17 protein-coding genes are annotated in these 23,699 nt (G+C 69.8%); 9 read left to right on the forward strand and 8 right to left on the reverse strand.

Translation table 11 applies throughout. The features are described from left to right. Window positions 1–829 precede the first annotated feature (829 nt). Window positions 830–2,173 (forward strand): Do family serine endopeptidase, encoded by a 1,344-nt coding sequence (locus tag M0G41_RS17760; protein WP_425511277.1) that lies wholly within the window; start codon window positions 830–832, stop codon window positions 2,171–2,173. Window positions 2,174–2,593: 420 nt separating this feature from the next. Here the strand turns inward: M0G41_RS17760 and M0G41_RS17765 are convergent, their stop codons facing one another. Next, complete coding sequence (locus M0G41_RS17765) at window positions 2,594–4,609, reverse strand: hypothetical protein (RefSeq protein ID WP_248211502.1); 2,016 nt, start codon at window positions 4,607–4,609, stop codon at window positions 2,594–2,596. 229 nt (window positions 4,610–4,838) lie between these two features. Between M0G41_RS17765 and M0G41_RS17770 the strand changes: the two genes are divergently transcribed. Both M0G41_RS17770 and M0G41_RS17775 read left to right on the forward strand, forming a co-directional pair. Next, a complete protein-coding gene (locus M0G41_RS17770; RefSeq protein ID WP_248211504.1) occupies window positions 4,839–5,516 on the forward strand; it encodes an HAD family hydrolase in 678 nt (225 codons plus the stop codon). 25 nt (window positions 5,517–5,541) lie between these two features. Next, a complete protein-coding gene (locus M0G41_RS17775) occupies window positions 5,542–6,936 on the forward strand; it encodes a leucyl aminopeptidase family protein (RefSeq protein WP_248211505.1) in 1,395 nt (464 codons plus the stop codon). Between the two features lie 168 nt (window positions 6,937–7,104). Here M0G41_RS17775 and M0G41_RS17780 read toward each other — a convergent pair whose 3' ends face one another. Continuing rightward, a complete protein-coding gene (locus M0G41_RS17780; protein ID WP_248211506.1) occupies window positions 7,105–9,756 on the reverse strand; it encodes a hypothetical protein in 2,652 nt (883 codons plus the stop codon). 377 nt (window positions 9,757–10,133) lie between these two features. Here M0G41_RS17780 and M0G41_RS17785 point away from each other — a divergent pair, with 377 nt between their 5' ends. From M0G41_RS17785 to M0G41_RS17805, 5 genes are all read left to right on the forward strand, one after another. Next, the gene (locus tag M0G41_RS17785; protein WP_248211507.1) at window positions 10,134–11,375 is read left to right on the forward strand and encodes an efflux RND transporter periplasmic adaptor subunit; all 1,242 of its coding nucleotides are present in this window, start codon (window positions 10,134–10,136) and stop codon (window positions 11,373–11,375) included. A 133-nt stretch (window positions 11,376–11,508) separates the two neighbouring features. Further along, window positions 11,509–12,201, forward strand: coding sequence for an ABC transporter ATP-binding protein (locus M0G41_RS17790; RefSeq protein WP_248211508.1), 693 nt, complete (start codon window positions 11,509–11,511; stop codon window positions 12,199–12,201). Between the two features lie 11 nt (window positions 12,202–12,212). Continuing rightward, window positions 12,213–13,373 carry an ABC transporter permease gene (locus M0G41_RS17795; protein WP_248211511.1) on the forward strand — a complete coding sequence of 387 codons (1,161 nt, stop codon included), beginning with the start codon at window positions 12,213–12,215 and terminating at the stop codon, window positions 13,371–13,373. 247 nt (window positions 13,374–13,620) lie between these two features. Beyond that, on the forward strand, window positions 13,621–14,805 hold the full coding sequence (locus M0G41_RS17800) for an ABC transporter permease (protein ID WP_248211512.1): 1,185 nt from the start codon (window positions 13,621–13,623) through the stop codon (window positions 14,803–14,805). Window positions 14,806–14,926: 121 nt separating this feature from the next. Continuing rightward, the gene (locus tag M0G41_RS17805; RefSeq protein WP_248211513.1) at window positions 14,927–17,266 is read left to right on the forward strand and encodes a putative bifunctional diguanylate cyclase/phosphodiesterase; all 2,340 of its coding nucleotides are present in this window, start codon (window positions 14,927–14,929) and stop codon (window positions 17,264–17,266) included. A gap of 451 nt (window positions 17,267–17,717) precedes the next feature. On the opposite strand, the gene msrA is transcribed toward M0G41_RS17805, so the two are convergent. From msrA to M0G41_RS17820, 3 genes are all read right to left on the reverse strand, one after another. Further along, complete coding sequence (gene msrA, locus M0G41_RS17810) at window positions 17,718–18,230, reverse strand: peptide-methionine (S)-S-oxide reductase MsrA (RefSeq protein ID WP_248211514.1); 513 nt, start codon at window positions 18,228–18,230, stop codon at window positions 17,718–17,720. Window positions 18,231–18,308: 78 nt separating this feature from the next. Further along, window positions 18,309–18,809: a GNAT family N-acetyltransferase gene (locus M0G41_RS17815; RefSeq protein WP_248211515.1), complete on the reverse strand. Its 501-nt coding sequence runs from the start codon at window positions 18,807–18,809 to the stop codon at window positions 18,309–18,311. Continuing rightward, window positions 18,806–19,204, reverse strand: coding sequence for a cupin domain-containing protein (locus M0G41_RS17820; RefSeq protein WP_248211516.1), 399 nt, complete (start codon window positions 19,202–19,204; stop codon window positions 18,806–18,808). Before M0G41_RS17820 ends, M0G41_RS17815 begins: the two co-directional genes overlap by 4 nt. A 172-nt stretch (window positions 19,205–19,376) precedes the next feature. Here M0G41_RS17820 and M0G41_RS17825 point away from each other — a divergent pair, with 172 nt between their 5' ends. Then, complete coding sequence (locus tag M0G41_RS17825; protein ID WP_248211520.1) at window positions 19,377–19,907, forward strand: LysM and BON domain-containing protein; 531 nt, start codon at window positions 19,377–19,379, stop codon at window positions 19,905–19,907. Between the two features lie 857 nt (window positions 19,908–20,764). Here the strand turns inward: M0G41_RS17825 and M0G41_RS17830 are convergent. Genes M0G41_RS17830 through M0G41_RS17840 form a run of 3 tightly spaced genes read right to left on the reverse strand, consistent with a single transcriptional unit; the run spans window position 20,765 to window position 23,441 of the window. Further along, a complete protein-coding gene (locus M0G41_RS17830; RefSeq protein ID WP_248211521.1) occupies window positions 20,765–21,484 on the reverse strand; it encodes a LytR/AlgR family response regulator transcription factor in 720 nt (239 codons plus the stop codon). Further along, window positions 21,481–22,560, reverse strand: coding sequence for a sensor histidine kinase (locus tag M0G41_RS17835; RefSeq protein ID WP_248211525.1), 1,080 nt, complete (start codon window positions 22,558–22,560; stop codon window positions 21,481–21,483). The genes M0G41_RS17830 and M0G41_RS17835 overlap by 4 nt, the downstream gene beginning before the upstream one ends. Next, window positions 22,557–23,441 (reverse strand): alpha/beta fold hydrolase, encoded by an 885-nt coding sequence (locus M0G41_RS17840; RefSeq protein WP_248211528.1) that lies wholly within the window; start codon window positions 23,439–23,441, stop codon window positions 22,557–22,559. Before M0G41_RS17840 ends, M0G41_RS17835 begins: the two co-directional genes overlap by 4 nt. Between the last annotated feature and the right edge of the window lie 258 nt (window positions 23,442–23,699).

Genomic DNA, 23,699 nt, shown 5'->3' on the forward strand with positions numbered 1-23,699 from the left:
AACCGGGGATGGGTGAGGTCTTGCGGTCGCAGGCAAGCCAGCTCCTACAGGAGAGCGGCTTCATCCAGGGCGCGGCAGCGCAGCGCGGCGGCGCCGCTCTGTGGGAGTGCCCTTGGGCGCGACAGGGGCGCTGCGGTTTTCCTTGAGACAGGGGCAGGCCAGGCGCTGCGGTCGCAGGCAAGCCAGCTCCTACAGGAGAGCAGCGGCATCCATGGGGGGCGGCGAGGCGGGACGGGGCGGCGCCTTTTGTGGGAGTGCCCTTGGGCGCGACAGGGGCGGTGCGGTTTTTTCTCGAGACCGGGGAGGGGCGTCGCGCTGCGCGCCTGTGTAGGAGCGGACATGGCCGCGACAGGGGGGTATGGAATTCCCGGGAAACCGGGGATGGGTGAGGTCTTGCGGTCGCAGGCAAGCCAGCTCCTACAGGAGAGCGGCTTCATCCAGGGCGCGGCAGCGCAGCGCGGCGGCGCCGCTCTGTGGGAGTGCCCTTGGGCGCGACCGGGGCGGTGCGGTTTTCCTTGAGACAGGGGCAGGCCAGGCGCTGCGGTCGCAGGCAAGCCAGCTCCTACAGGAGAGCAGCGGCATCCAGGGGGGGCGGCGAGGCGGGACGGGGTGGCACCTTTTGTGGGAGTGCCCTTGGGCGCGACCGGGGCGGTGCGGGCCTTCAGGAAGGCTGGGGAAGGGCCGGGTGCTGCGGTCGCGGCCATGTCCGCTCCTACGCAGAGCGGTCGAAGCCTGAGGTCCGAGGCGGGGGGCGGGGCGCCGCGGTTGGGGAACCCGGCCGGGGGGATGCGGGTCCTAGCGGGGACCTGCCCGTGCTTCGAGGTGTCGCGTGTTCCGACTGCTGCTTGTCCTGCTCTGCCTGGCCGCGCCAATGGCCCGCGCCGCCCTGCCCGCCGCCGTCGATGGTCAACCGCTGCCCTCGCTGGCGCCGATGCTGGAGACGGTCACCCCCGCGGTGGTCAACATCCACAGCCGCACCGTGGTGCGGGTGCGCAGTCCGCTGGCAGACGACCCCTTCTTCCGCCACTTCTTCGGCCTGCCTTCGGTGCCGCGCGAACGCGTGCAGCAGTCGCTGGGCTCGGGGGTGATTGTTGATGCCGAGCAGGGCCTGCTGCTGACCAACAACCACGTGATCGAGGGCGCCGACGACATCCAGGTGACCCTGGCCGATGGCCGCACCCTGGCCGGCGAGTTCGTCGGCGCCGACCCCGACACCGATGTCGCCCTGGTGCGCATCCCGGCCGAGAACCTCAGCGCCGTGCGCCTGGCCGATCCTCGCGCGCTGCGCGTCGGCGACTTCGTGGTCGCGGTGGGCAATCCCTTTGGCCTCGGACAGACGGTGACCTCGGGCATCGTTTCGGCGCTGGGCCGCCAGGGCCTGTCCGGGCTGGGCTACCAGAACTTCATCCAGACCGATGCCAGCATCAATCCGGGCAACTCCGGCGGCGCCCTGGTCAACCTGCGCGGCGAGCTGGTCGGGGTGAACACGGCGATCTTCAGCCCCTCGGGCGGCAATGTCGGCATCGGCTTTGCCATTCCGGTCGGCCTTGCCACCGACGTGATGCGCCAGCTGCTGGCCTTTGGCGAGGTGCGCCGCGGCTCGCTGGGCGTGGAGAGCCAGGACATCGATGCGGCGATGGCGAAACTGCTGGGCGTGACCGAACGCCGCGGTGCGGTGATCACCCGGGTGCAGGAGGACTCCCCCGCCGACCAGGCCGGGCTCAAACCCGGCGACGTGGTGGTGGCGATCGACGGCACGCCGGTGCCCGACCGGCAGTCTCTGCACAACGCGGAAGGCCTGCTGCCGGTCGACAAGCCGGTGCGCATCGCGGTGCTCCGCGAGGGCAACCGCCGCGAGATGGAGGTGGTGCTGAAGGCGCGGGTGCGCGAGCTGGACGGCGCCCTGGTCGATGCCCGACTGGAAGGCGCGCGGCTCGCCGAACTGCCCGAGCGCATGCGCCAGCGCGGGGCCCGCGGGGTGCGGGTGGAGCAGGTGGCCCAGAACAGCCGCGCCGCACGCAACGGGCTGCGTCCGGGTGACCTGATCGTCGCCACCAATCGTCGCGACCTCAGCGATCTCGCCGAGCTGCAGCGCCGCCTCGATCCGCCCCCGGCCCAGCTGGTCCTGACCCTGGTCCGCGGGCGCGGCGCCCTGCTGGCGCCGATGCAGTAGCGGCGGGTTCGCTGCCTGCTCTGGCGCCTCGCCGGCAGCACTTGCGGGTTGGGGCGCGATTGTCCGGGGTTCGATACCTCAGCGCGAACGGTGGGACCTTGTCGCAGGCCGGTCGGGTCTTGCGCGGTGGTGTTGCGCAGCGGCGTCAAGCGGGTGTGTCGTGAACTGCCGCGACCCCCTCCCAGCCTCCCCCTACGCGCCCTTCGGGCACGCAAGGGGAGGGGCTCAAGCACCAGCGCTTGCTCTAGCCCCTCCCCTTGCCGCGCTTGGCGCTGTAGGGGGGGTGAGGAGGCGCGCTGGCGAGCCGAAGGGTCACGTGCCGAGGAATGCCCGCAGGCTGCGCCGAAGGGCCGGACGGTTGGGAGGGGGTTATTGCCGGGGGAAGCCCGCAAACGCCGCGAGCGGCTCGGTGGAGCACATCTACCGCCAGGGATGTACGCCAAGCAACGGCAACCGCAACTGCTGGTTCACCTCCCAGAACCGACGCCAATTCGCTGCGATCACGAACATCCACGAGTCATCGGCGTACGGCGGGGCGAGTGCGTAGAGTCGCTGCGGGTGGTCGATGCGATCGAGGAAGTCATTGAATCCCGCCAGGAGGGCGACAGCATCCATCAATTCGTCCGGATTGGCATGCAGCAGGTATCGGAACCTATGGTCTTCGTGGGAGAAGCTGATCCGATACGTGGGATCACCACCCAGTGGGGCAAGTCCCGCCTTTGCGAGGGTCCGGCATCGCTCCTCGGAAGGCTCGAACCCTTCGTCGCGCGAAGGGACGGTCGAATGCGAGATCTTTTCCGGGCGCTGCGAAAGGCGCACCAGGCTTGGTACCGGGCGGAGGATGGAAGCAAGCCTCGACCACGCCTCGACGTATGGGGGCTGCCGGCTGTCCGGGGCCAGCTCGACGCTGGCGAGTCGATGTCCCAGGAGCTGGAACAGGGCGTCGGGTTCCGGCCCTGCGGCCGGATTTATCAACGGCGACGGCTCCCCGCAGTCTGTCCCCCATCCATCCAGCACCGCCGCATCGGTCAACAACGGAGCGGCCTTCGTCCAATCCATCCCCTCTTGCGCCCAGTACTCCCACATTCGGGACCACGCTCCAGCGCGACGCCCTGCGGACGCCGGGAAGGAGGTGCGATCCTGCATCCATGCAAGGCTCAGCGCCCACTGCTGCGCGTGGAAGTCATCCTTCGCTGCGGCTGCGGCCTCGGATAGCCGTGCTTCCAGAAGCCGGCGCCATTCCGCCGACTCGGCCTCCCCTTGAGCACGCCCCTGAACGCGCTCCAGCAGATCGCAGCAGAACCTGCCGCCGTCGTTGGGCGATTGACCCAGAGAGTGCCGCAGCGCGGCAGACCACGCTCGTTCGAGGCGCGCGGATTGCTCCACCGTAGGGCGGAACCGACTGGCGAGGTACGTAGCTGCGCGTGGGGCTTCCGGGCGTTCGATGGCGGCGATCAGCTCGTCGAGTCCTAGCAATCCCCAATCCACCAAGCGAACGATCGAGCGCGTGGTGTCGGCTTCGCTTCCGCACAGGGCCCGGTGGATCAGCGGTCCCTTGGGCACCTCGGCTGCAAGCCCCAGCGTGTCGAGGCCGATCAGCGCTTCGACCTGTAGGGAAACAGGGTAGCGGCCATCGGCCAGCACCCGCTTCAGCAACTGATCCACCGCGGGCGGGCGAGGCGCCACCATCGCCGAGATGAGCCTCACTTGATCGAGTCCATCCGGCGCGGCAAGCGACTCGCGCCCTCCAAGCACATGGCCGTCCAGCCATCGCTCAAAGCAGCCGGCCGCAGCCGCTGCCGCGGCCTGTCGGTGCCGTCCGCCGCCGCGGCGTGCGTACTCCTCCAACACGGCGCATAGGTGCTTGCGCCAACCATGATCAGTCTTGTCTGAGTCCAGAGAGACCAACTCGCCAGCGATGAAGGCGATCGTTCCGGCATCTTCGTCACGCCTTTGGAACTGTTCGATAGCGATCCGCGCCACGGCACGATCCGGGTCATTGCGAAGCCGCTCGAACACGGGAAGCAGCCGGGGGAACAGCAGCTTTCCAGCCGCCGCGGCCCAGCGGGCCCTGTCGGCCTTGGCCGGGCCGGGTCCGCCAGGCCTACCAGCGCCGCGGCTGATGGGGCTGGCCTCGAGATGGGGCGTAACCGCGACTGCAAGTTCCCCTGCCTCGAGGGGCAGGCGTCCGGGACGGCCATCAAACCCGATGTCGGCCACGTCCAGTTCTTCGAGTTCCGCCAGCGCCAGCCCGACTACGGCCGGATCGTCCTGTTGCAGCGCGGACAGAAAGGCATGGGCGCCCAACGGATCGCCTGCGAACATCAGCGCCATTCCCAGCTGCGCGCGGTCCAGCGGATCCGAACATGAGCTTCGGCGCCGGTGGAGTTCACGTACCAGGGCCGCCTGGTCGCCGTCGAGCAGGCCGGAAAGCATCTGCCTGATCCAGCTGGGCGGGAATGCAAGCGCGTCGGCTGCCACCTCCTCCGGGCGTCTACGCTCCAGTCGCGACTTGCCTGAGGGAGCGCTCTGCGGGGGCATGGATTGATCCTGCGCGGTGGGGAGCCCCATTCTCCCTGAACCCATGCAGCGCAGCTCGCCGCGCCGCGCCGGCGTTCGCGGGCTGCGTGGTATCGTCCGGGATGGTTCTGTACGCGCCCTTCCGATGATTCGCGCCATCACCCTTGATCTCGACGACACGCTGTGGGCGGTGGCCCCGGCCATCCAGCGCGCCGAGCAGGCGGTGGACGATTATCTGGCGCGGCATTGTCCACAGACCCGGGCGCGGTTTCCGGTGGCGGCGATGCGGGCCCTGCGCGAGCGGATTGCGGCCGAGCATCCGCAGCTGGCCCACGACTTCACCACCCAGCGCCTGCTCTGCCTGCGCCACGCGCTGGAGGAGAGCGGCGAGGACCTGGCCCATGCCGAGGGCGCCTTCGAGGCCTTCTTCGACGCGCGCAATACGGTCGACCTGTACGCCGATGTGGCCGAAGGGCTGCCGCAGCTGGCCGGACGCTACCCGCTGGCGGCGCTGACCAATGGCAATGCCGACCTCGCGCGGATCGGGCTGGCGGCGCACTTCCGCTTCACCCTGGGCGCGCGCGAGCATGGCGCGGCCAAGCCCGACCCGAGCATCTTCCATGCCGCCTGCGAGCGGCTGGGGATCGAGCCCTCAGCGGTGCTGCACGTCGGCGACGACCCGCAGCTTGATGTCGAGGGCGCGCGCCGGGCCGGACTGCGCGCCTGCTGGATCAACCGCGTCGGTGCGCGCTGGCCGGATGACCTCGCGCCGCCCGACCTGGTCGCCCGCGACCTGCCAGAACTGATCTCCCAACTCAATTGACAGTCAGCCCGACATGGAACTGGGAATGAGCCTGCCGACCTGTTTTGCACCGCCCGATGCCGCCGCCCATGCGACCCCGCTGGTGGCGGTCGACCGCGAGGGCCTGCCTGCCCTGCTGGCCTCGCTGCCCTCCTCCGCCGCGCGCTGGTGCCAGTCGAGTGGATTCGCCGCCGACCCGCACAGCGTGCTGCTGGTGCCGGACGCCGACGGCCGGCCGCTGCTGGCCCTGGCCGGGATTGCCGGCGTGCGCGATCCGCTGGCCCTTGGCGCCGCGCCGCTGCTGCTGCCCGCGGGCGACTACCGCCTGGATGGCGAGCGCGGCCTGCGCCTTGACCCCGGCACCGCCCTGCTCGGCTGGGGCCTTGGCGCCTACCAGTTCACCCGCTACCGCCAGCCGACCCGCACGCCGGCCCGGCTGGTGCTGGGCGAGGATGCCTCCAGCCAGTCCGAGGCCTTCGCCCAGCTCAAGGCCAGCACCCTGGTCCGCGACCTGATCAACACGCCGACCGAGGACATGGGCCCGGACGAGCTGGAAGCCGTCGCCCGCCGCGTCGGCCTGGCCTACGGCGGCGAGGTGCGCTGCGTACGTGGCGATCAGCTGCTGGCGGAGAACTTCCCGGCCATCCACGCCGTCGGCCGCGCCAGCCACCGCGAGCCGCGACTGATCGAGGTGTTATGGGGCAATCCCGAGCACCCGCGACTGTCGATCGTCGGCAAGGGCGTCTGCTTCGACACCGGCGGCCTCGACATCAAGCCGGCCGACGGCATGCGCAACATGAAGAAGGACATGGGCGGCGCGGCGCACGCGATCGGCCTTGCCCAGCTGGTGATGGCGCGCAAGCTGCCGGTGCGCCTGCAGCTGCTGGTCGGCGCGGTGGAGAACGCGATCAGCGCCAATGCCTACCGCCCCGGCGAGGTGCTGCGCACGCGTGCCGGGATCAGCATCGAGGTGGACAACACCGACGCCGAGGGCCGCATCGTGCTCTGCGATGCGCTGACCTATGCCGCGGAGTCCAAGCCGGCCCTGCTGCTCGACTACGCCACCCTGACCGGCGCCGCGCGCATCGCCCTCGGCCCCGACCTGCCGGCGCTGTTCTGCAACGACGAGACCCTGGCGGCGGAGTACCTGCGCGCCGGCGAGGAGAGCGCCGATCCGCTGTGGCGTCTGCCGCTGTGGCGGCCGTATCTGAGCTACCTCGCCAGCAATGTCGCCGACCTTGCCAACTCCGGCGGTTCGCGGATGGCCGGGGCGATCACCGCGGCGGTCTATCTCGACCGCTTCGTGCCGCGCGAGCTGCCCTGGGCGCATATCGACGTCTACTCCTGGAACGACAGCCACCGCCCGGGCCGCCCGCCCGGCGGCGAGGCCCAGGGCCTGCGCGCCGCCTTCGCCCTGCTCAAGGCGCGCTTCGCCGCCTAGGGCGGGCGCGAAGCGCTGCCCGGTCCGTCGCCGCATCGCCGATGCGGGACGCCCGCCGGGGCCAAACGGACAGCTCGCGATGGCGCGCGCAGGCCGCGGCCTCCATCCGACTTTGCACCTGGCACGGGGCCGGATCCCGTCCCGGCGATGATGCCGGAAGAGGCGGGGTCAGCCTTCGAAACCGTCGGCGAAGATCGCGCCGAGCGAAGCGGGCTGACAGCTGCCGCGCTCGAACAGGCGGATGTCGTCGATCCACCAGCCGGTGCCGGACACCGAGCTGTCGGAGCCGAAGCGGAAGCGCAGCAGCAGCTCACGCCCGGCAAAGTCGGCCAGACTGACCCGCGATGTGGTGAACCCGGCGATGCTTCCGTGCCAGGCGCTGCGACCGGAAAGGGGGTTGGATACGCTGTTGTTGAGGGACCCATCGTACGCCCCGCCCAGAAAGCGGTTGGCATTCGCGGCAACGCCGCCCTGCGCGGCCAGGATGTCGCTCCAGTTCACGCCCCCGTCCAGCGAGTATTCGAGCACGCCGCCGTCAAAGTTGGCCTCGGTCTGGTAGCGGTGGGCGAATTCGAGGATGGACTCCCTGCCCGCGGCCAGGGACAGCGGCGTCACTAGGCTCAACTGGCGATCGGACACGTCGTCCGGGTCGGACACGAACCAGCTGCGGGTGGGCGAGCTGGCGGCGCTGCTGACCACGGCAAAGTCCGCGCCCGCGCCGCTGCCGGAGACGGTCCAGTTGCCGCTGCCCGCTTCGACGTCGTCGCTGAAGCGCAGCACGTCGGGGCCGGAGGCTGCTGCGGCGAGGATCACCACATTGCCGTCCTCGACACCGCCGCATCGTCCGTTGGCGGGCCGTGCACCGATGTCCTCCGCGCGTACCGCGTAGTACCGGGTAGCGCCGGACAGCACGTCGACATCGGCGAGACCGGTGGCGTTGCGGCATGACTCGATGAGGGTGGCCGGGCCGGGCGTGAAGCCCGGGCTGTCCGAGCGGTAGACGTTGTAGCGCAGCGCAGAGCCGGCGCCGCAGCGCCCGCTGCCGGCAGCCCAGCCAAGGTTGATCGCGCAGGCCGCGGTGCCGGCACTCTCGGCGCTGGCCAGGCCGGCAAAGTCCGGCGGCAGCGCGCAGCTGCCGGTGGCAACCGTCGAGGCGCAGGGCCCGGCCGCAGACGGGCAGACCTGGCCGCTGTCGACGGCGATCACCCGGTAGGCATAGGCGCTGCCGCCGGAAACCGTGCCGTCGACAAAGGCGGTCGTGCCGCCGCCGACCTCGCCGATCTGGACGAAGCCGCCGCCGGGGCAGCTGCCCGCGCTGCGCTGGATCCGGTAGCGGTCGGCGCCGGCCACCGCCGTCCAGCTGACGGTGATCTGGTTCTCGGCCGTCGCGCTGGCGCTGGTCGCGGGCGGTGCGGCGGGCGGATCGCAGGTGCCGACGCCATCGATGAACTGCGGCGCGCTGCCGAGCGGATCGAGATGGTCGCGCATGCGGGTCGCCGCGCTGCCGAGCCCTTCCCAGGCATGGAACAGGCCGCCGTACTGGTCGCGCAGGCTGCTGCCGGTGGCGCCGCAGGCCGAGGGGCCGCCTGAGAGCACGCCGACCAGGCGCTGTTCGGCGTTGTACAGGGGCGAGCCCGAGGAGCCGGGCTCGGTGACCGAGGGCGGCAGACTGGCCGGCATCGGACTGATGTTGGGCAGACGCGGCGGGGTCGGGTCCCAGTTGGCGCGCCAGTGCACGTCGCGGGCGCTGGCGATGCTGTCGAGGGTCAGATTGCTCTCGACGAAGGTGATGCGCTTTTCGTCGACGCCGGGATGGTGGATCGAGGCGCACAGGCCGGCGGTGCTGGCCGGGTCACCGGGGGCCTCACAGACCATGCTGGACGGCGACGGCGCCCGGCGATCCCAGCCTGCCCAGTACAGGTTGAAGCCATTGCCGGGCGCCGGAGTGGCCAGCTCGATCAGGGTGAAGTCCGAGCGCTCGCCCGCAGCGCCCGGTCCCGAGAAGGGATTGGCGGTCTGGGCGAGGAAGCGCAGTCCCTGCGTGGTGCTGCTCGGCTTGGGCAGCACCGGGCTGGAGCCGCTGGAGGCCGGCACGCGGCAGGTCGGCGACTCGTAGTTCCAATAGACCAGCACGGTCGCCGCAGCCGAATCATTGGCGACGCCGCAGTGCGTGGCGGTGGCGAACAGCATGCGCCGGTCGTTGGCAGTGTTGTTGAGCAGGGAGCCGGTGCAGGTATCGGTGCCGCCGCGGGTCCAGGCGCCGACCGCGCGCCGCGGCAGGTTCCAGGGATCGCCGTCCGACAGGCAGGCGACATCGGTGTTGCAGGCGCCCGACTTGCAGGCCTTGGACTTCACCCCGAAGCCACGATAGCCCTGATTGATCGAGTCGAGCTGCAGCTCCACCTCGGCCAGCCCGGAGGCGGGTACGCGCAGGTGCAGGAGCGCTTCCTCGCCAAGCACTACCGGGGTCCACAGCTGCCCGTGCGGGAGCATATGTTCACGGGTGAACGGACCGACCTTGCTGCGTCCATCGGTCGAAACGATGTGCAGGGAGGCGCCGGCGGGCAGGGCGAAGCGCGAGAAGCCGAAGTTGAGGTGGGCGGCACCCTCGCCGCGCACGCGAAGCCGCCAGACCCAGTCGCCGTCCGCCAGCTGCGACCAGTCGCCGGCACTGGCGGGAGTGATCTCGACAGGTCGGGCGACCGCGAAGCGCTTGGGCTGGCCGGGCAACGCATCGCGCAGCGCGTCCTCGCGGGCCAGCTTGTGCAGGTCCAGCGCCTTGAAGGTTTTCACCGGCACGTTCTGTGAGGACTCGAGCAAGTCCGCCTCGGGCGTGGCCGCCAGCGCGACCTGACCGGCGCACGCGAAAAGCGCCGCCAGGGCTAACAGGCGGAGCATCGGATGGGTACGAGTTGGCTTCATCGGCATGCTGGCGGAATTCCGGAAGACGAATCGGTACTGCGCCGCGGCCGACGGGCCCCGGAGCAGCCCGCGAGGGTACACCGCAACCGCGATCGGGCCAGCCCTGGTCACGCCGCTGTCGCGCGCGCGTCAGAACATGAGCCGGATCAATTGTCGAATCTGTGCGGCGCCGTTCGTCCATGGGTGACAGCTGTCATGCGAAGAAGGTGCCTTCCGGCACCACGATCCGAAACGGCCTGCCGTTACACTGCAGGCCCACGCCGAAACTCCTAGCGATGAACGACTCCTCGTCCCTGCTCTCCGAACTGCGCATCGACCGTGGCAGCCGCGCCGCGCCGCCGCCCAAGCCCTCGCGCTGGCCGTGGGCGGTGGCCGTGCTGGCCCTGCTGGTGGCCGCGGCCACGGTGGCCTGGAGCTTTCGCGAGGAAGCCCTGCCGGTGCGTACCGCGACAGCGCAGGAGATCGCCGCGGGCAGCGTGCCGGTCGCCTCCTCGGTGCTCGACGCCTCGGGCTATGTCACCGCGCGGCGCATCGCGACGGTCTCGTCGAAAATCACCGGCAAGGTCGCCGAAGTGCTGATCGAGGAAGGCCAGGCGGTAGAGGAAGGCGAGCTGCTGGCGCGGCTGGAGGCGGTCGACGCGCAGGCCCAGCTGGCCCTGGGCGAAGCCCAGCTCGCCGCGTCGCGCAGCGAGGTGGCGCGCGCCGAGGCGCAGCTTCGCCTGGCCGAGCAGACCCTGGTCCGCCAGCGCGATCTGGCCGGGCGCAAGCTGGTTGCCCAGGCCGCGCTGGACCAGGCGGTGGCCGAACGCGACGCCCTGGCCGCGCAGCTGCGCAGCGCGCGCGATGGCGTCCGCGTCGCCGGCCAGTCGCTGGCCCTGGCACGGATCGGGCTGGACAACACCGAGATCCGTGCGCCCTTTGCCGGCGTGATCACGGTCAAGGCCGCACAGCCGGGCGAGATGATCTCACCGGTCTCGGCCGGCGGTGGCTTCACCCGCACCGGCATCGGCACCGTGGTCGACATGGACTCACTGGAAATCCAGGTCGACGTCAACGAGAGTTTCATCGGCCGGGTCAAGCCGGGCCAGAAGGTCGAGGCGGTGCTGAATGCCTATCCCGAGTGGCGCATCCCGGCCGAGGTCATCGCCATCGTGCCGACCGCCGACCGCAGCAAGGCGACGGTCAAGGTGCGCATCGCCTTCCTCGAGCGCGACGCGCGAATCGTCCCCGACATGGGCGTGCGGGTGTCCTTTCTCGCCGACGCGCCGGAGGCCGCGCCAAGCGCTGCCCCGGTTACCGCGATCAGCGTGCCGGCCGAGGCCGTGGTCACCCGCGACGGTGCCGAGATCGTCTACGTGGTGCGCGAGAACACCGCACAGCGCCGCGAGGTCAGCGCCGACCCGGCCCGCGACGGCCGGCGACGCATCGCCCGGGGCCTGGCCGCCGGCGAGCGCGTGGTGCTCTCGCCGCCGCCCGAGCTGAAGGACGGCGGCAAGGTGACCGAGGCGGAATCGTGAGCCCGGCCTTGAACATAACGTTTCATCATGCCTTGCAGTGGTGCTGGAAGGCATCGCCAGCAAGCTGGCTCCTACACGCGGCCGAGGTCGCGTGCCGCTTTCCATCCACCGCTCCCAACCCGAGAGGCACGCCATGTCCGAGGCCCTGGTAGAGATCCGCAGCCTGACCAAGCACTACACCCGCGGCAAGCAGACCGTGGAGGTGCTGCACGGCATCGACCTCGACATCCCGCGCGGTGACTTTGTCGCCCTGATGGGGCCGTCGGGCTCGGGCAAGACCACCCTGCTCAACCTGATCGGCGGGCTCGACACCCCCACCAGCGGCAGCGTGAGCGTCGAGGGCCGACGGATTGACGAGTTCAGCACCGGCGAGCTGGCCCGCTGGCGCGCCGAGCACATCGGTTTCGTCTTCCAGTTCTACAATCTGCTGCCGGTGCTGAGCGCGCAGAAGAACGTCGAGCTGCCCCTGCTGCTGGCGAAGATGGGCAGCGCCGAGCGGGCCAAGCGGGCCAAGGTGGCACTGACCCTGGTCGGCCTGGCCGATCGTGGCGGGCACAAGCCGAACGAGCTGTCCGGCGGCCAGGAACAGCGCGTGGCCATTGCCCGCGCCCTGGTCACCGACCCGACCCTGCTGGTCTGCGACGAGCCCACCGGCGACCTCGACCGCAAGACCGCGGACGAGGTGCTCACCCTCCTGCAGACCCTCAACCGCGAGCACGGCAAGACCATCATCATGGTCACCCACGACCCCAAGGCCGCGGAGTTCGCCAACCGCACCGTGCACCTCGACAAGGGCCTGCTTGCCGACGAAGCCACCGCGCACTGAAGGGGATTCCCATGACCCGGACCGGATTCGTCCTTGCCAACCTGTTCCACAAGAAGACCCGCACCGTGCTCACGCTCGGCTGCATCATCTTCGCCTTCCTGCTGTTCGGCCTGCTGCAGTCGCTGAACCAGATCTTCAGCGCCGGGGCCGACTTCGTCGGCGCCACCCGCATCGTCACCCAGTCGCGGGTGTCCTTCACCAATTCGCTGCCGATGCGCATGGTGCCCGAGATGGACGCCATCCCCGGCGTCGAGCGGGTCATGTACCAGCAGTGGTTCGGCGCGGTGTTCCGCGACGACCCGCAGATCTTCGCCTTCGCCGTCGACCCGCAGCGCCTGCGCGACGTCTACCCGGAGTGGGTGATGCCCGACGAGCACTGGACCGCCTTCCGCGACATCCGCCAGTCGATGATCGCCGGCAAGCTGCTGGCCGAGAAGCACGGCTGGAAGGTCGGCGACCGCATCCCGATCCAGTCGAACATCTTCCCGCGCAAGGACGGCAGCAAGGACTGGGAGTTCGAGCTGGTCGGCATCTATGACGGCATCGACGAGGAGTGGAAGAAGCAGACCGCGGGCGGCCTGTACATCAACCGCGACTACTTCGCCGAGGCGGCGCAGTTCGGTGGGGGTCTGGCCGGCATCTTCATCGTCAAGCTGCAGGACCCCGGCATGGCCGAACAGGTCGCCTCGACGATCGACCGCCGCTTCGAGAACACCGCCGACGAGACCAAGTCGATGGCGGAAAAGGACTTCCAGGTCGGCTTCATCAAGCAGATGGGCGATATCGGCCTGATCGTGCGCTGGATCCTGTTCGCGGTGTTCTTCACCCTGCTGCTGGTGGTCGGCAACACCATGGCGCAGAGCGTGCGCGAGCGCGTGCCGCAGCTGGCCGTGCTCAAGACACTGGGTTTCACCGACAACGCGGTGCTCGGCTTCGTCCTGGCCGAGACCTTCGCCCTGTGCGCGATCGGCGGCCTGCTGGGCCTTGGCCTGGCCACGCTTGCCGGCGCGGGCCTGGCCGCCGCGGCCGGACCGATGCTGCCGATCGCCGTCGACGCCGCGGTCTGGATCGCCGGACTGATCGCGATCATCGTGCTGGCCCTGGCCGTCGGCCTGCTGCCCGCCCTTCGCGCGCGCAACCTGAAGATCGTCGATGCGCTGGCCGATCGCTAGCGCAACGCGCCCCGCGCGCCCCGCGGACGATGTGCGGGGGGCGGGTGTCCGGTTCGGGCGCGAAGTTCGCATTCGCCCCGGTCCCGCTGTAGGAGCCAGCTTGCTGGCGATAGTCGCCCCGGATGGGACGATCGCCAGCAAGCTGGCTCCTACATTCGGGTGTTGTGGAAGGTCTGCTTCGCGCCCAAACCCGTCATTGCCGTCCTGTTGATTCTTTCGCACCACGCATCCGATCCGGAGCCCCGCCATGCTCAGCCAGATCCTTGCCATCTCTGCCTTGAACCTGCGCAGCATCCCCGAGCGCTGGGGGCCGTCCCTGGTCATCGTGATCGGCCTTGCCGGCGTGGTCGCCGTGTTCACCGCCCTGCTGGCGATGGCCCAGGGCTTCACCGCCACGCTGCAGGACGCCGGCAGTGACCAGAACGCCATCGTGCTGCGCGGCGGCTCCGGCGCCGAGCTCAATTCCGGCTTCGGTGGCGACACTGCCGACCTGATCAAGCTCGGCCCCGGCATCCGCAAGGGCAGCGATGGCAAGCCGCTGGCATCGGGGGAGCTGATGGTGATCACCGAGCTGTTCAAGAAGGGCGAGACCCGCAACGGCTCCAACGTCACCATGCGCGGCGTCGAGCCGGCTTCCTTCGAACTGCGCCCCCAGGTGCAGATCGTCGAGGGCCGGCGCTTCGAGTCCGGACTGCGGGAGGTGATCGTCGGCGCCGGGGTGGCGCGCCAGTTCGAGGGTGTCGGGGTGGGCGAGACGCTTCGCATGCGCGGCTCGGACTGGAAGGTGGTCGGCGTGTTCGAGTCGGGCGACGTCAACGAAAGCGAGATCTGGGTCGATGCCGGCAGCGCGCAGTCGGCCTTCAATCGCGGCAACGGCTTCTCCGCCGTGCGCGTGGGCCTGACCTCGCCCGAGGCGCTGGAGACGCTGTCCGCAGCACTGGCCGACGATCCACGACTGACCGTCGAGGTGCTGAACGAGCGCACCTACTACAGCAACCAGACCCGCGGCGTGCGCGGGCAGATCATGGTTCTGGCGGTGTTCGTCACCGCGATCATGGCGATCGGCGCGATCTTCGCCGCGCTCAACACCATGTATTCGGCGGTCGCAACGCGCACCCGCGAGATCGCCACCCTGCGCGCCATCGGCTTCGGCAGCCTGCCGGTGCTGGTCTCGGTCATGATCGAGGCCATGCTGCTGTCCCTGCTCGGCGGCGCCATCGGGGCCGGCATCGCCTGGCTGCTGTTCGACAACCTGTCGGTGTCGACGCTCAACCAGGGCAGCTTCACCCAGGTGGTGTTCGCCTTCCAGGTCAGCATCGGGCTGGTCCTGTCGGGCCTTGTCATCGCCGTCCTGATCGGCTTCGTGGGCGGCCTGCTGCCGGCCATCCGGGCCGCCCGGCTGCCGGTGACCACGGCGCTCAGGGCGGGCTGATCACGCTCGATTGACGGCTACTTGCCGCCGTTTGCTGAAGGGCTGGTCAAGTCTTCGTGAAATGTGCTTTGCTCCGGGCCAGCCGGGCAGGATGCGCCGGCACCTACGGAGAGTGCTCTAGATGGGAAGCCTGCGCTGGCGAGCGCTGACCGGCGTCCTGCTCGTGACGGTGTTCATGCTGGCGGTCGGACTGCCGGCAGCACGGATCGGGCTCGATCGCAGCTTCGAGGCCTTCGAGCTGCGCCATGCCGAGCAGGCTCTTGCGCGGCTGCGCCTGCAGCTCAAGGCCGAGTGCGAGATCTTCAACCGGGGCATCCACGACTACGCCGAGTGGAACGATACGGTGGCCTTTGTCGAGGGCCACGCACCGGACTGGCTCGAGCGCAACCTCGAGGGCAGCCTGTTCGACAACTTCGAGCTGGATACGGTGGTGATCACCGACGCCGGCCTGCGCAGCCTGTCCGCCCGGGAGCCGAAGGCGCAGGGTCGCGGTACGAACCCCGCCGATCCGTCCCTGGTGGCCAGCCTGCTCGAGGAGCCGACCTCGCGCGAGGTGCTTGGCCAGGACGGCCCGTATACCCAGGTCGAGTTCCATGCCGGCCAGCCCTATCTGGTCGGCCGGGCCGCGATCCGCCGCCCCGCCTCCGATCCCGGCACCACGTCCGCAGCCGGCCTGATGGTCTGGGCCCGGGCGCTGGACAGCGACTGGCTGGATCGCGTCGCCGCGCTGACCCAGGTGCCCTTCTCGCTGGCCCCCCCCACCGCGCAGACCCCCGCCGAGCCGCAGGTGACCCTCAGTGGCACCCGGGTGCTCGGCACCCTGCCCTACCGGGACCCCTCGGGGCGGCTGACCGCGGTCAGCCTGGTCAACATGAGCAAACCCCTGGCCGACCAGCGCGCCGCCGCCGAGCAGGTGATGGGCTGGGTGCTGGTGGCGAGCATCCTGTTCACCGCCCTGATCGGTGGCTATCTGATCGAACTGCTGGTGGTGCGGCGCATCGTCCGGGTCAGCGACGCGCTCGGGCGCCTGCGCGCCTCGGCCGGCGAGCGTGCCCGCGGCGACGAGATCGACGCCCTCGACCAGGGCCTCAGCGAGCTGAGCAGCGAGCTCGACGCCACCACGCGAAGCTGGCGCGAACAGGCCGAGCGCGATTTCCTGACCGGGCTCGGCAACCGGGCCAGGCTGCTGGGCGATCTGCCGCGCGCCCTGGTCGAGGGGCCGGATAACGACACCCTGGTCGGCCTGCTGCTGGTCGACATCGATGGCTTCAAGGCGGTCAACGACTCACTCGGCCACCACGCCGGCGATGCCTTGCTCCGCGAGGTGGCCCTGCGCATCGGCGACTCGGCGCTGCAGCCGGCGACCGCCTATCGCCTCGGCGGCGACGAGTTCGCCGTGCTCGCTCCGCACCTCGGCTCGGTCGAGGAGGCAGCTGACCTTGCCGAGCGGATCAGCCTCAGCCTGCAGATGGTGCGGATGATCGAGGGCCGGCCGCTGGCGATCGGCGCCAGTATCGGCATCGCCACCTCCCCCTATCGCAACCCGGTGCCGGCCTCGGAGATGATGATCCGCGCAGATATCGCACTGTTCGACGCCAAGAACGCCGAACGCGGCGGTTCTCGGGTGTTCTCCGAACAGGCGCACGCCGACTTCCGCGACCGCATCGAGATGGAGTCCTCTCTGCGCCGGGCGCTGGAGGAGAAGCGCCTCAGCTGCGCCCTGCAGCCGATCGTCTTCAGCCGCGGCGGCGGCATCGCCGGATTCGAAGCCCTGGCGCGCTGGTTCGAGCCGGGACGCGGCTGGATCGAGCCGGCGCGCTTCATCGCCGCCGCCGAACGCGGCCAGCTGGTGACCCAGGTCGACCTTGCGGTGATCGGCCATGCGCTCGAGCACTGGGCGCGGCTGCGCGGCCAGCTGCCGCAGTCGCGGCTCAACGTCAACGTGTCGGCGCAGACCCTGCTCGATCCGCGCTTCTTCCCGGCCTTCGAGGCCCTGCTGCGCCGTCACCAGGTGCCCGCGCGCGCCCTGGCGGTGGAGTTGACCGAAAGCGAACTCGGCATCAGTGACGACCGTATCGAGTTCGGCATTGCACACCTTCGCCAGCTGCAGGTACCGGTGGTGATCGACGATTTCGGCGTCGGGGCCTCATCGCTGGGCCGGCTGGCGCGGCTGCGTCCGTCCGGCGTGAAGATCGACGGCAGCTTTGTTCGCGACCTCGACGGCGACGGCGGGCGCATCTGCCGCGTCGTGGTCGAGCTGGCCAGGGAGCTCGGCATGCGCACCACCGCCGAGTTCGTCGAGACCGCCGAGCAGGCCGAGCGGCTCATGGCCATGGGCTGCACCCTGCAGCAGGGCTTCCGCTACGGGCCGCCGATGGACAGCGACCGTCTTGACGCCTGGATCGACGAGCGCCTGCGCACCTTCGGCGGCTTCAACCCGGTGCCCTCGACGCTGAACTGAGCCAGGGGCCGTCGCTGGCCGCTGGCGATCGCGGCGGTGGCAGGCATTGCCAACGGCCCTCGGAGCCTTGGGGGTTCGCCCTTCGATACCTCAGGGCGAACGGCCGTGTTTGGACGCCATGCGACGTACGCGCGCTTCGCGCCTCTCAGGTCGGATACGAGCCCCAAACCGTTCGTGCTGAGGTATCGAAGCACGAACGGCCCGCGGCAACCTGAGGGTTCGCCCTTCGATACCTCAGGGCGAACGGCTGCTCTGGACGCCATGCCGCGTAAACGCGTTTCGAGCCGCCATGTCGAACAAAAGCCCCCGTGCCCTTCGTGCTGGGGTATCGAAGCACGAACGGCCCGCGGCAACCTGAGGGTTCGCCATTCGATACCTCAGGGCGAACGGCTGCGTGGGCTGGGCGCGGAAAGGTTGGAAGCGCTACACCTGCCCCTGCCGGAGGCACCGCCTAACCCGCAGCACGGCGCGGCAGCCGCCAGCCGGGACGGACGAAGTGGCAGGTGTAGCCGCTCGGATAGCGCTGCAGGTAGTCCTGGTGCTCGGGCTCGGCTTCCCAGAACGGGCCCACCGGCTCGACCTCGGTGACCACCTTGCCCGGCCACAGGCCGGAGGCGTCGACATCGGCGATGGTGTCCAGTGCGACCTGACGCTGGGTCTCGTCGACGTAGTAGATCGCCGAGCGGTAGCTCGGCCCGCGGTCGTTGCCCTGCCGGTTCGGCGTACTGGGGTCGTGGATCTGGAAGAAGAACTCGAGCAGCTCGCGGTAGCTGATGCGCTGCGGATCAAACACGATCTCGACCGCCTCGGCGTGGCTGCCGTGGTTGCGGTAGGTGGCGTTCGGGACGTCGCCGCCGCTGTAGCCCACCCGCGTCGAGACAACCCCGGGCAGGGCCCGGATCAGCTCCTGCACGCCCCAGAAGCAGCCTCCGGCCAGCACGGCACGTTCGGTTTCCTGGCTCATCGATGGCTCCCGGAGGTGGACACGACGCAGAGTATCGCTCCGGCCCTGCATGCCCGGGGTGGAGATGCCCGCCCTGATCTACGCTCGCAGGGCGCGGCTCATCTCGACGCAGGCAAGCAGGCTGCCATCGGCCAGCGGCTGGCTGGCCGCGCCCAGCTCGCGATACCCGGCTGCGCGATAGAAGCCGACGGCGTTCCTGGAGGCGAGCACCCGGGCAGTGGAGTTGCCGTGCTCGCGCATGGCCTTCTCGCAGGCAGCCAGCAGGCTGCGGCCGACCCCGCCCCCGGTCCTGTCGGGGTGCACGTAGAGCGCCTGCAGGAAGCCCTCGCTGGCCTCGCAGAGGGCAAAGCCGGCCACATCCTCGCCGCGTTCGGCGACGAAGGCGGCAAAGCGCCCGGACTCGAGCAGGCCGCGCATCCAGTCCATGCGCCGGGCATCCGGCTCGGGCGACCAGGCCGCCAGCACAGTGCGCGGGTAATGCTCGCGGTCGATGGCGCGGACGCTGGCATAGTGGACCGCCACCATGGCCTCGGCGTCGTCGACGCGGGCCTCGCGCAAGATCACCGCCGGGCCGCTCACGGCGGCGCCTCGCGGTTCTCGGTGCCTTCCCCCGGGGTGACGAAAAGCATCCGCGTGGGCGTCTCGATGTGCGCGGTATGCCAGATGTCGGCGGGGATGATGACGTATTCCCCGGCATGGCCGAGCACGACCTCGCGATCGCCATCGGCGAGGCGCATTCGCATCCGCGCCCTCCCCTGCAGCAGCACCACCAGCTCGTCCCCCGCGGGATGCCGCTCCCAGCACGGCCAGTCGCTATCGAAGGCGTGCTCGGCGATCAGGACATGGCCGGAGAAGCCATCGAAGCGCCGGTCAAGCTCGGCGTACAGTCCTTCGCTGACCGGGATCGGCGTCATGCGCAGCCCGGGGTCCAGCACGGCGAAGCAGTTGGCGAGGCTGGGCGGTGCGTCGGGCATGGCTGGGACATTCCGATCCGATCGTCGACGCCTGCATGCTGCAGCACCCGGGGCGCGGCGACAAGCCATGCCCGGGCGGTACTCCGCCATTCGTTCGCGCGAAGCACGCCAGGCTTGACCCCCCGGTGCGTCTGGGGTGCACTGCGGGTCCAATCGCGAAGGAGGAGCAAGCATGGGACTGTTCGACTTCGTCAAGAATGCCGGCGCCAAGATCTTCGGGAAAGAAGAGGCCAAGCTGGATCCGGGCCGGGGGTTCAGCGCGCATCTGCGTGACAACGGCATCGATCCTTCCAGCTTTCGCTTCAAGGTTTCGGGCGACGGCCAGGTGTTGGTCAGCGGCTGGGTGCCGAACCAGGAGACGCGTGAGAAGGCCGTGCTCGTCATCGGCAATATCGAGGGCATTTCCCAGGTCGACGACCGCCTGCGCGTCGGCGCGCCGCCCGCCACGTCCGCTGATGCCGCGCCACCGCCTGTCGAGGAAGCCGGCGGCGAGGTCGAGGAGGAGGAGCTGGCCGAGGAGGCGCCGTGGTCCTCGCGCACCTACACGGTGAAGAAGGGAGACACGCTGTCGGCGATCGCCAAGGAGATGTATGGCAACGCAGGCAAGTACCCGGTGATCTTCGAGGCCAACAAGCCGATGCTCAAGGACCCGGACAGGATCTACCCGGGCCAGGTACTGCGCATTCCCGAGCTGCCGGGCTGACTTCGCACCCCGTTTGAACCAACCGACCCGCCATCGCGGCGGGTCGCCCCCAGGGCCTGCCGGCGATGTTCGATCGGCGGATCGAAGGGCGGATTGGGGCGCATATTTGCCGTTCGCCCTGGCCGGCGAATGGGGCCTTCTTTCTGGATCCAGAGCCGGATCAAGATCAACATCAAGGGCGTTTCGAACCGTCCTTCGGCCGGCCCGAGTCACTTCTCTTTGCGTGCCCAAAGAGAAGTAACCAAGAGAAAGGGCACCCCGGTCAGGCGCCTTCCGGGCTTCCTGCCCTCCAGGTACGCGTGCGGGCTCCGAGGGTTCGCCGACAGCGCATCCTGCGCTGGGCGAACGCGAGCACGTCCCTATGCTCGCCCCTGCGGACCTTGTTCTCCGCCCGCCGCCAGACAGGGGCCCCATTGATCGGCCATCCTGGCCGCACAGCCCGTGGGCTGGTCGGGCAAGCCTTTTCAGGCGGCGTGTCGCGGAACGCGGCCCTCGAATCTCAAAGACCTCAACGCGCGTGGGTCCCGTGTGCAGCGCCGAGTAGCGCAGGAACCCGGCGGGGAAAGGCGTGGATGTTTGAGCGCATGGATGCGCGAGTTCACGCCGGCCGCCGGATTCCGAGCAACGCAGGGGACCGGCATTGCGCAGCAATGACGGCGCGGAAGTCGGGTCGGCTTCTCTTTGGTTACTTTCTCTTGCCGATCAAGAGAAAGTGACTCGGGCCGACCGCAGGTCGGTCTGAAAGCTCTTGATCCTGTTCTTGATCTGGCTTCGCCCGAAAGGCCCATTTCGCCGGCCAGGGCGAACGGCAAATATGCGCCCGTATGCGCCGGCGGGTGGGGCAACCTGGCGGGGCGCTACAGCGCCAGACGCTCCCGAAAGGCCCGCGCCTGGCGTCGGGAGACCTCGACCTCGGCGCCGCAGCGAAGGGTCAGGGTGTAGCCCTCGCCGACCGCAGGGTCGACGCGCACGACGTGCCGCAGGTTGACCAGGGCACCGCGCGAGGCACGAAAGAACAGGGCTGGATCAAGCCTTGACTCGAGACTGGCCAGGGAGCGGGTCAGCAGCGCGTGCTGGCCGCGGAAGTGCACCGTCGCGTAGTTGCCATCCATCTCCACATGGCTGATCTCGCCGGCGGCGACAAACCAGCAGCGCTCGCCATCGCGCAGGAACACCGGATCATCGGCACCGAGTACGCTGCGCTGGGCCTCCGCCTCGCCGCGGGCGTCGAGCGCCCGCTGCAGGGCCTGCTTGAGGCGCTCTGGCTCCACCGGCTTGAGCAGGTAGTCCAGCGCATTGCGCTCGAAGGCGCGCACGGCGTGGGCATCGTAGGCGGTGCAGAAGACCACGGCCGGCGGCGAGAGCAGCCGCTCGAGTACGTCGAATCCGCTGCCCTGGGGCAGCTGGATGTCGAGCAGCAGCAGATCGGGCGCCAGCGCCTCGCAGGCCGACACCGCGCTGTCGACGTCGTCGGCCTCGCCGACCACCTCGACCTCCGGATGCGCGGCGAGCAGGGTACGCAGCTCGCTGCGCGCCAGCCGGCTGTCGTCGACCAGCAGCACGCGCAACCGGCTCATGCGGGCCACTCCAGCGTTGCCCGAACGGTGTCGCTGTCCAGCTGGGAAAGATCGAATCGGGCCGGCGGCCCGCGCTCTTCGAGTCGCTGGCGCAGCCAGGACAGGCCCACGCCGCTGCCCGGGCTGGGCGACCGGCCAAGACGTCCGGGGTTCTCCACTACCAGTTTCACTCCCTGGGCCAGCGGCTCGGCGACCACGCGCAGCAGCCCGCCGCCGGGCGTCACCGCGATGCCGTGCTTGACGGCGTTCTCGACCAGCCCCTGCAGCAGCATCGGAGGCAGCTCGACAGCGGCGCAGCGGGCATCAAGGCGGAGGTCCGTGCGCAGGCGCTGCTCGAAGTGGACGGCCTCCACCGCCAGGTAGTCCTCGATCACCGCCCACTCCTCGTCCAGCCTGACGCGATCGCGCTGACTGTGCTGCAGGGCATGGCGCAGGGTGTTCGACAGCCGGGTGACCATATCCCGGGCGCGCGGCGGATCCTCGTTGATCAGCGCACGCACGTTGTTCAGCGCATTGAACACGAAGTGCGGATTGAGCCGCGCGCGCAGCGCCTCAAGCTCCAGCCCGCGGCGCGCGGACTCGGCGCGCAGCCGGGCCAGCTCGTTCTCCCGCGCCTGGCGCCGTGCCACGACCCCTACCCAGACCGCCAGCCAGGCGCCCAGCAGGACCGCGGTGTTGAACCAGTAGCCGAGCAGCGAACCGAAGCGGTAGTCCGCCTGCCCGCCGGGCATCTGCAGCCAGCCGAACTGAAGCCCGCCGACGAGGGCAAGTGCGATCAGCGCCTGCAGCATCGAGGCGGCCAAGGCGACGCCTGCGGCCAGCCTCCAGCCCAGAGCGGTGCCGCCGAGCCGCAGCCAGCCGCGCCGCAGGGTGAGGCTGCGCAGGGCCTCGCTGGCCGCCCACAGGCCAAGCGCCAGCATCAGCGCGATCAGCACCAGGCCGGAATGCAGGCCGACGTAGCGCTGGAATTGCCACAGGTTGAGCGCGGCGAAGCCGCCCCAGAGAGCGGCCTGGAAAAGCTGGCGAGGCCAATGGCCTCGCCAGCCCGCACCCGACGCGGAGCCCGCCGCAGTCACTCGGCGATGTGCTCGCGCACTTCGGCGAGCAGCCAGTCATGATCGTCGAACATGATGAAGTGATAGGCCTTCGGAGCCATGGCGATCTCGACCCCCTCGAGCGACGCGTACTGGGCGGCGAAGATGCCACGCGTGCTCTCCTCCGTCGATCCCATCGGCTGGTAGGCGGCCCAGGCACCGAGCACCTTGGTGTCGGCCTCGACCTGCGAGAGCTGCGGCCGCAGGTCGGTGGTGAACAGCTCGTACATGGCCTGGGTGGTGGCGTGGCGATCGCTGTCCTGGCCCCACTGCTGGATGGTCGCCACCTTGCCGGTATCCCGCGTCATGCCCATCGCTGCCGCACCCTTGGCCTGCTGGAAGAACGCCTCGTCCGGCTGCGCCTGCATTCCGGCGCGCATGCCGTCGGCCATCGGCTTGACCGCTTCGACCGTGGCCGCCGGATTGGTCGCCGCGGGAAAGAACGGCAAGGAGTCCACAACGACCAGTTTCCCCACCTTCTCCGGCGCCTCGATCGCCAGCATCAGGGCCAGCGCGCCGCCAAGGCTGTGTCCGATCACCACCGGCCGGTCGAGCCCGGCGTGGTCGATGTAGTCGAGCACCCGGGACCGCATCTCGGGCAGGAAGGGCCTGTCGGCCTGCCCCTCGATCGCCGGCAGTCCGGCAAAGCCCGGCAGCTGGATCAGATGGCACTGCACGCCGTCGGCGCGCAGTGCCTCGCAGGTCGGCGCCCAGGTCTCGGCCGCCGAGTTCAGGCCGGGAATGAACAGCACCGGCCGGCCCTCGCCACGGACCTCCACCTGCAGGCCGTCATGCAGCGCCGGCTTGGCCTGGGTGGACGCGGACAGGGTGAACAGGGCGGCGAACAGCAGGGATGTGCGCATGGGAATCTCCTCGTCGGTGCCCGCCTCGATGGAGGGGGCGTGGCGCCATCCTCCCGCCCGCCCGGCCGCGCGTCGCGGCCGCGTCCACCAGCGGCCGAATATCCGGGCAAACGGCGCACGCCGCAGTCGAGCGGCACCCCGCGGATCGGCTCGGAAGTCGGGAAGGGGACAGGTCCGCGGCGGCGGTACGCAGGGGCGAACGGCACAAGCGGGCACAAGGTTCGCATTGCCCAGGATCCTTCGAACCGGAACGCTTTC

Origin of the sequence: Pseudomarimonas salicorniae, assembly GCF_023156535.1 — a bacterium.
Classification (GTDB): domain Bacteria; phylum Pseudomonadota; class Gammaproteobacteria; order Xanthomonadales; family Xanthomonadaceae; genus Pseudomarimonas; species Pseudomarimonas salicorniae.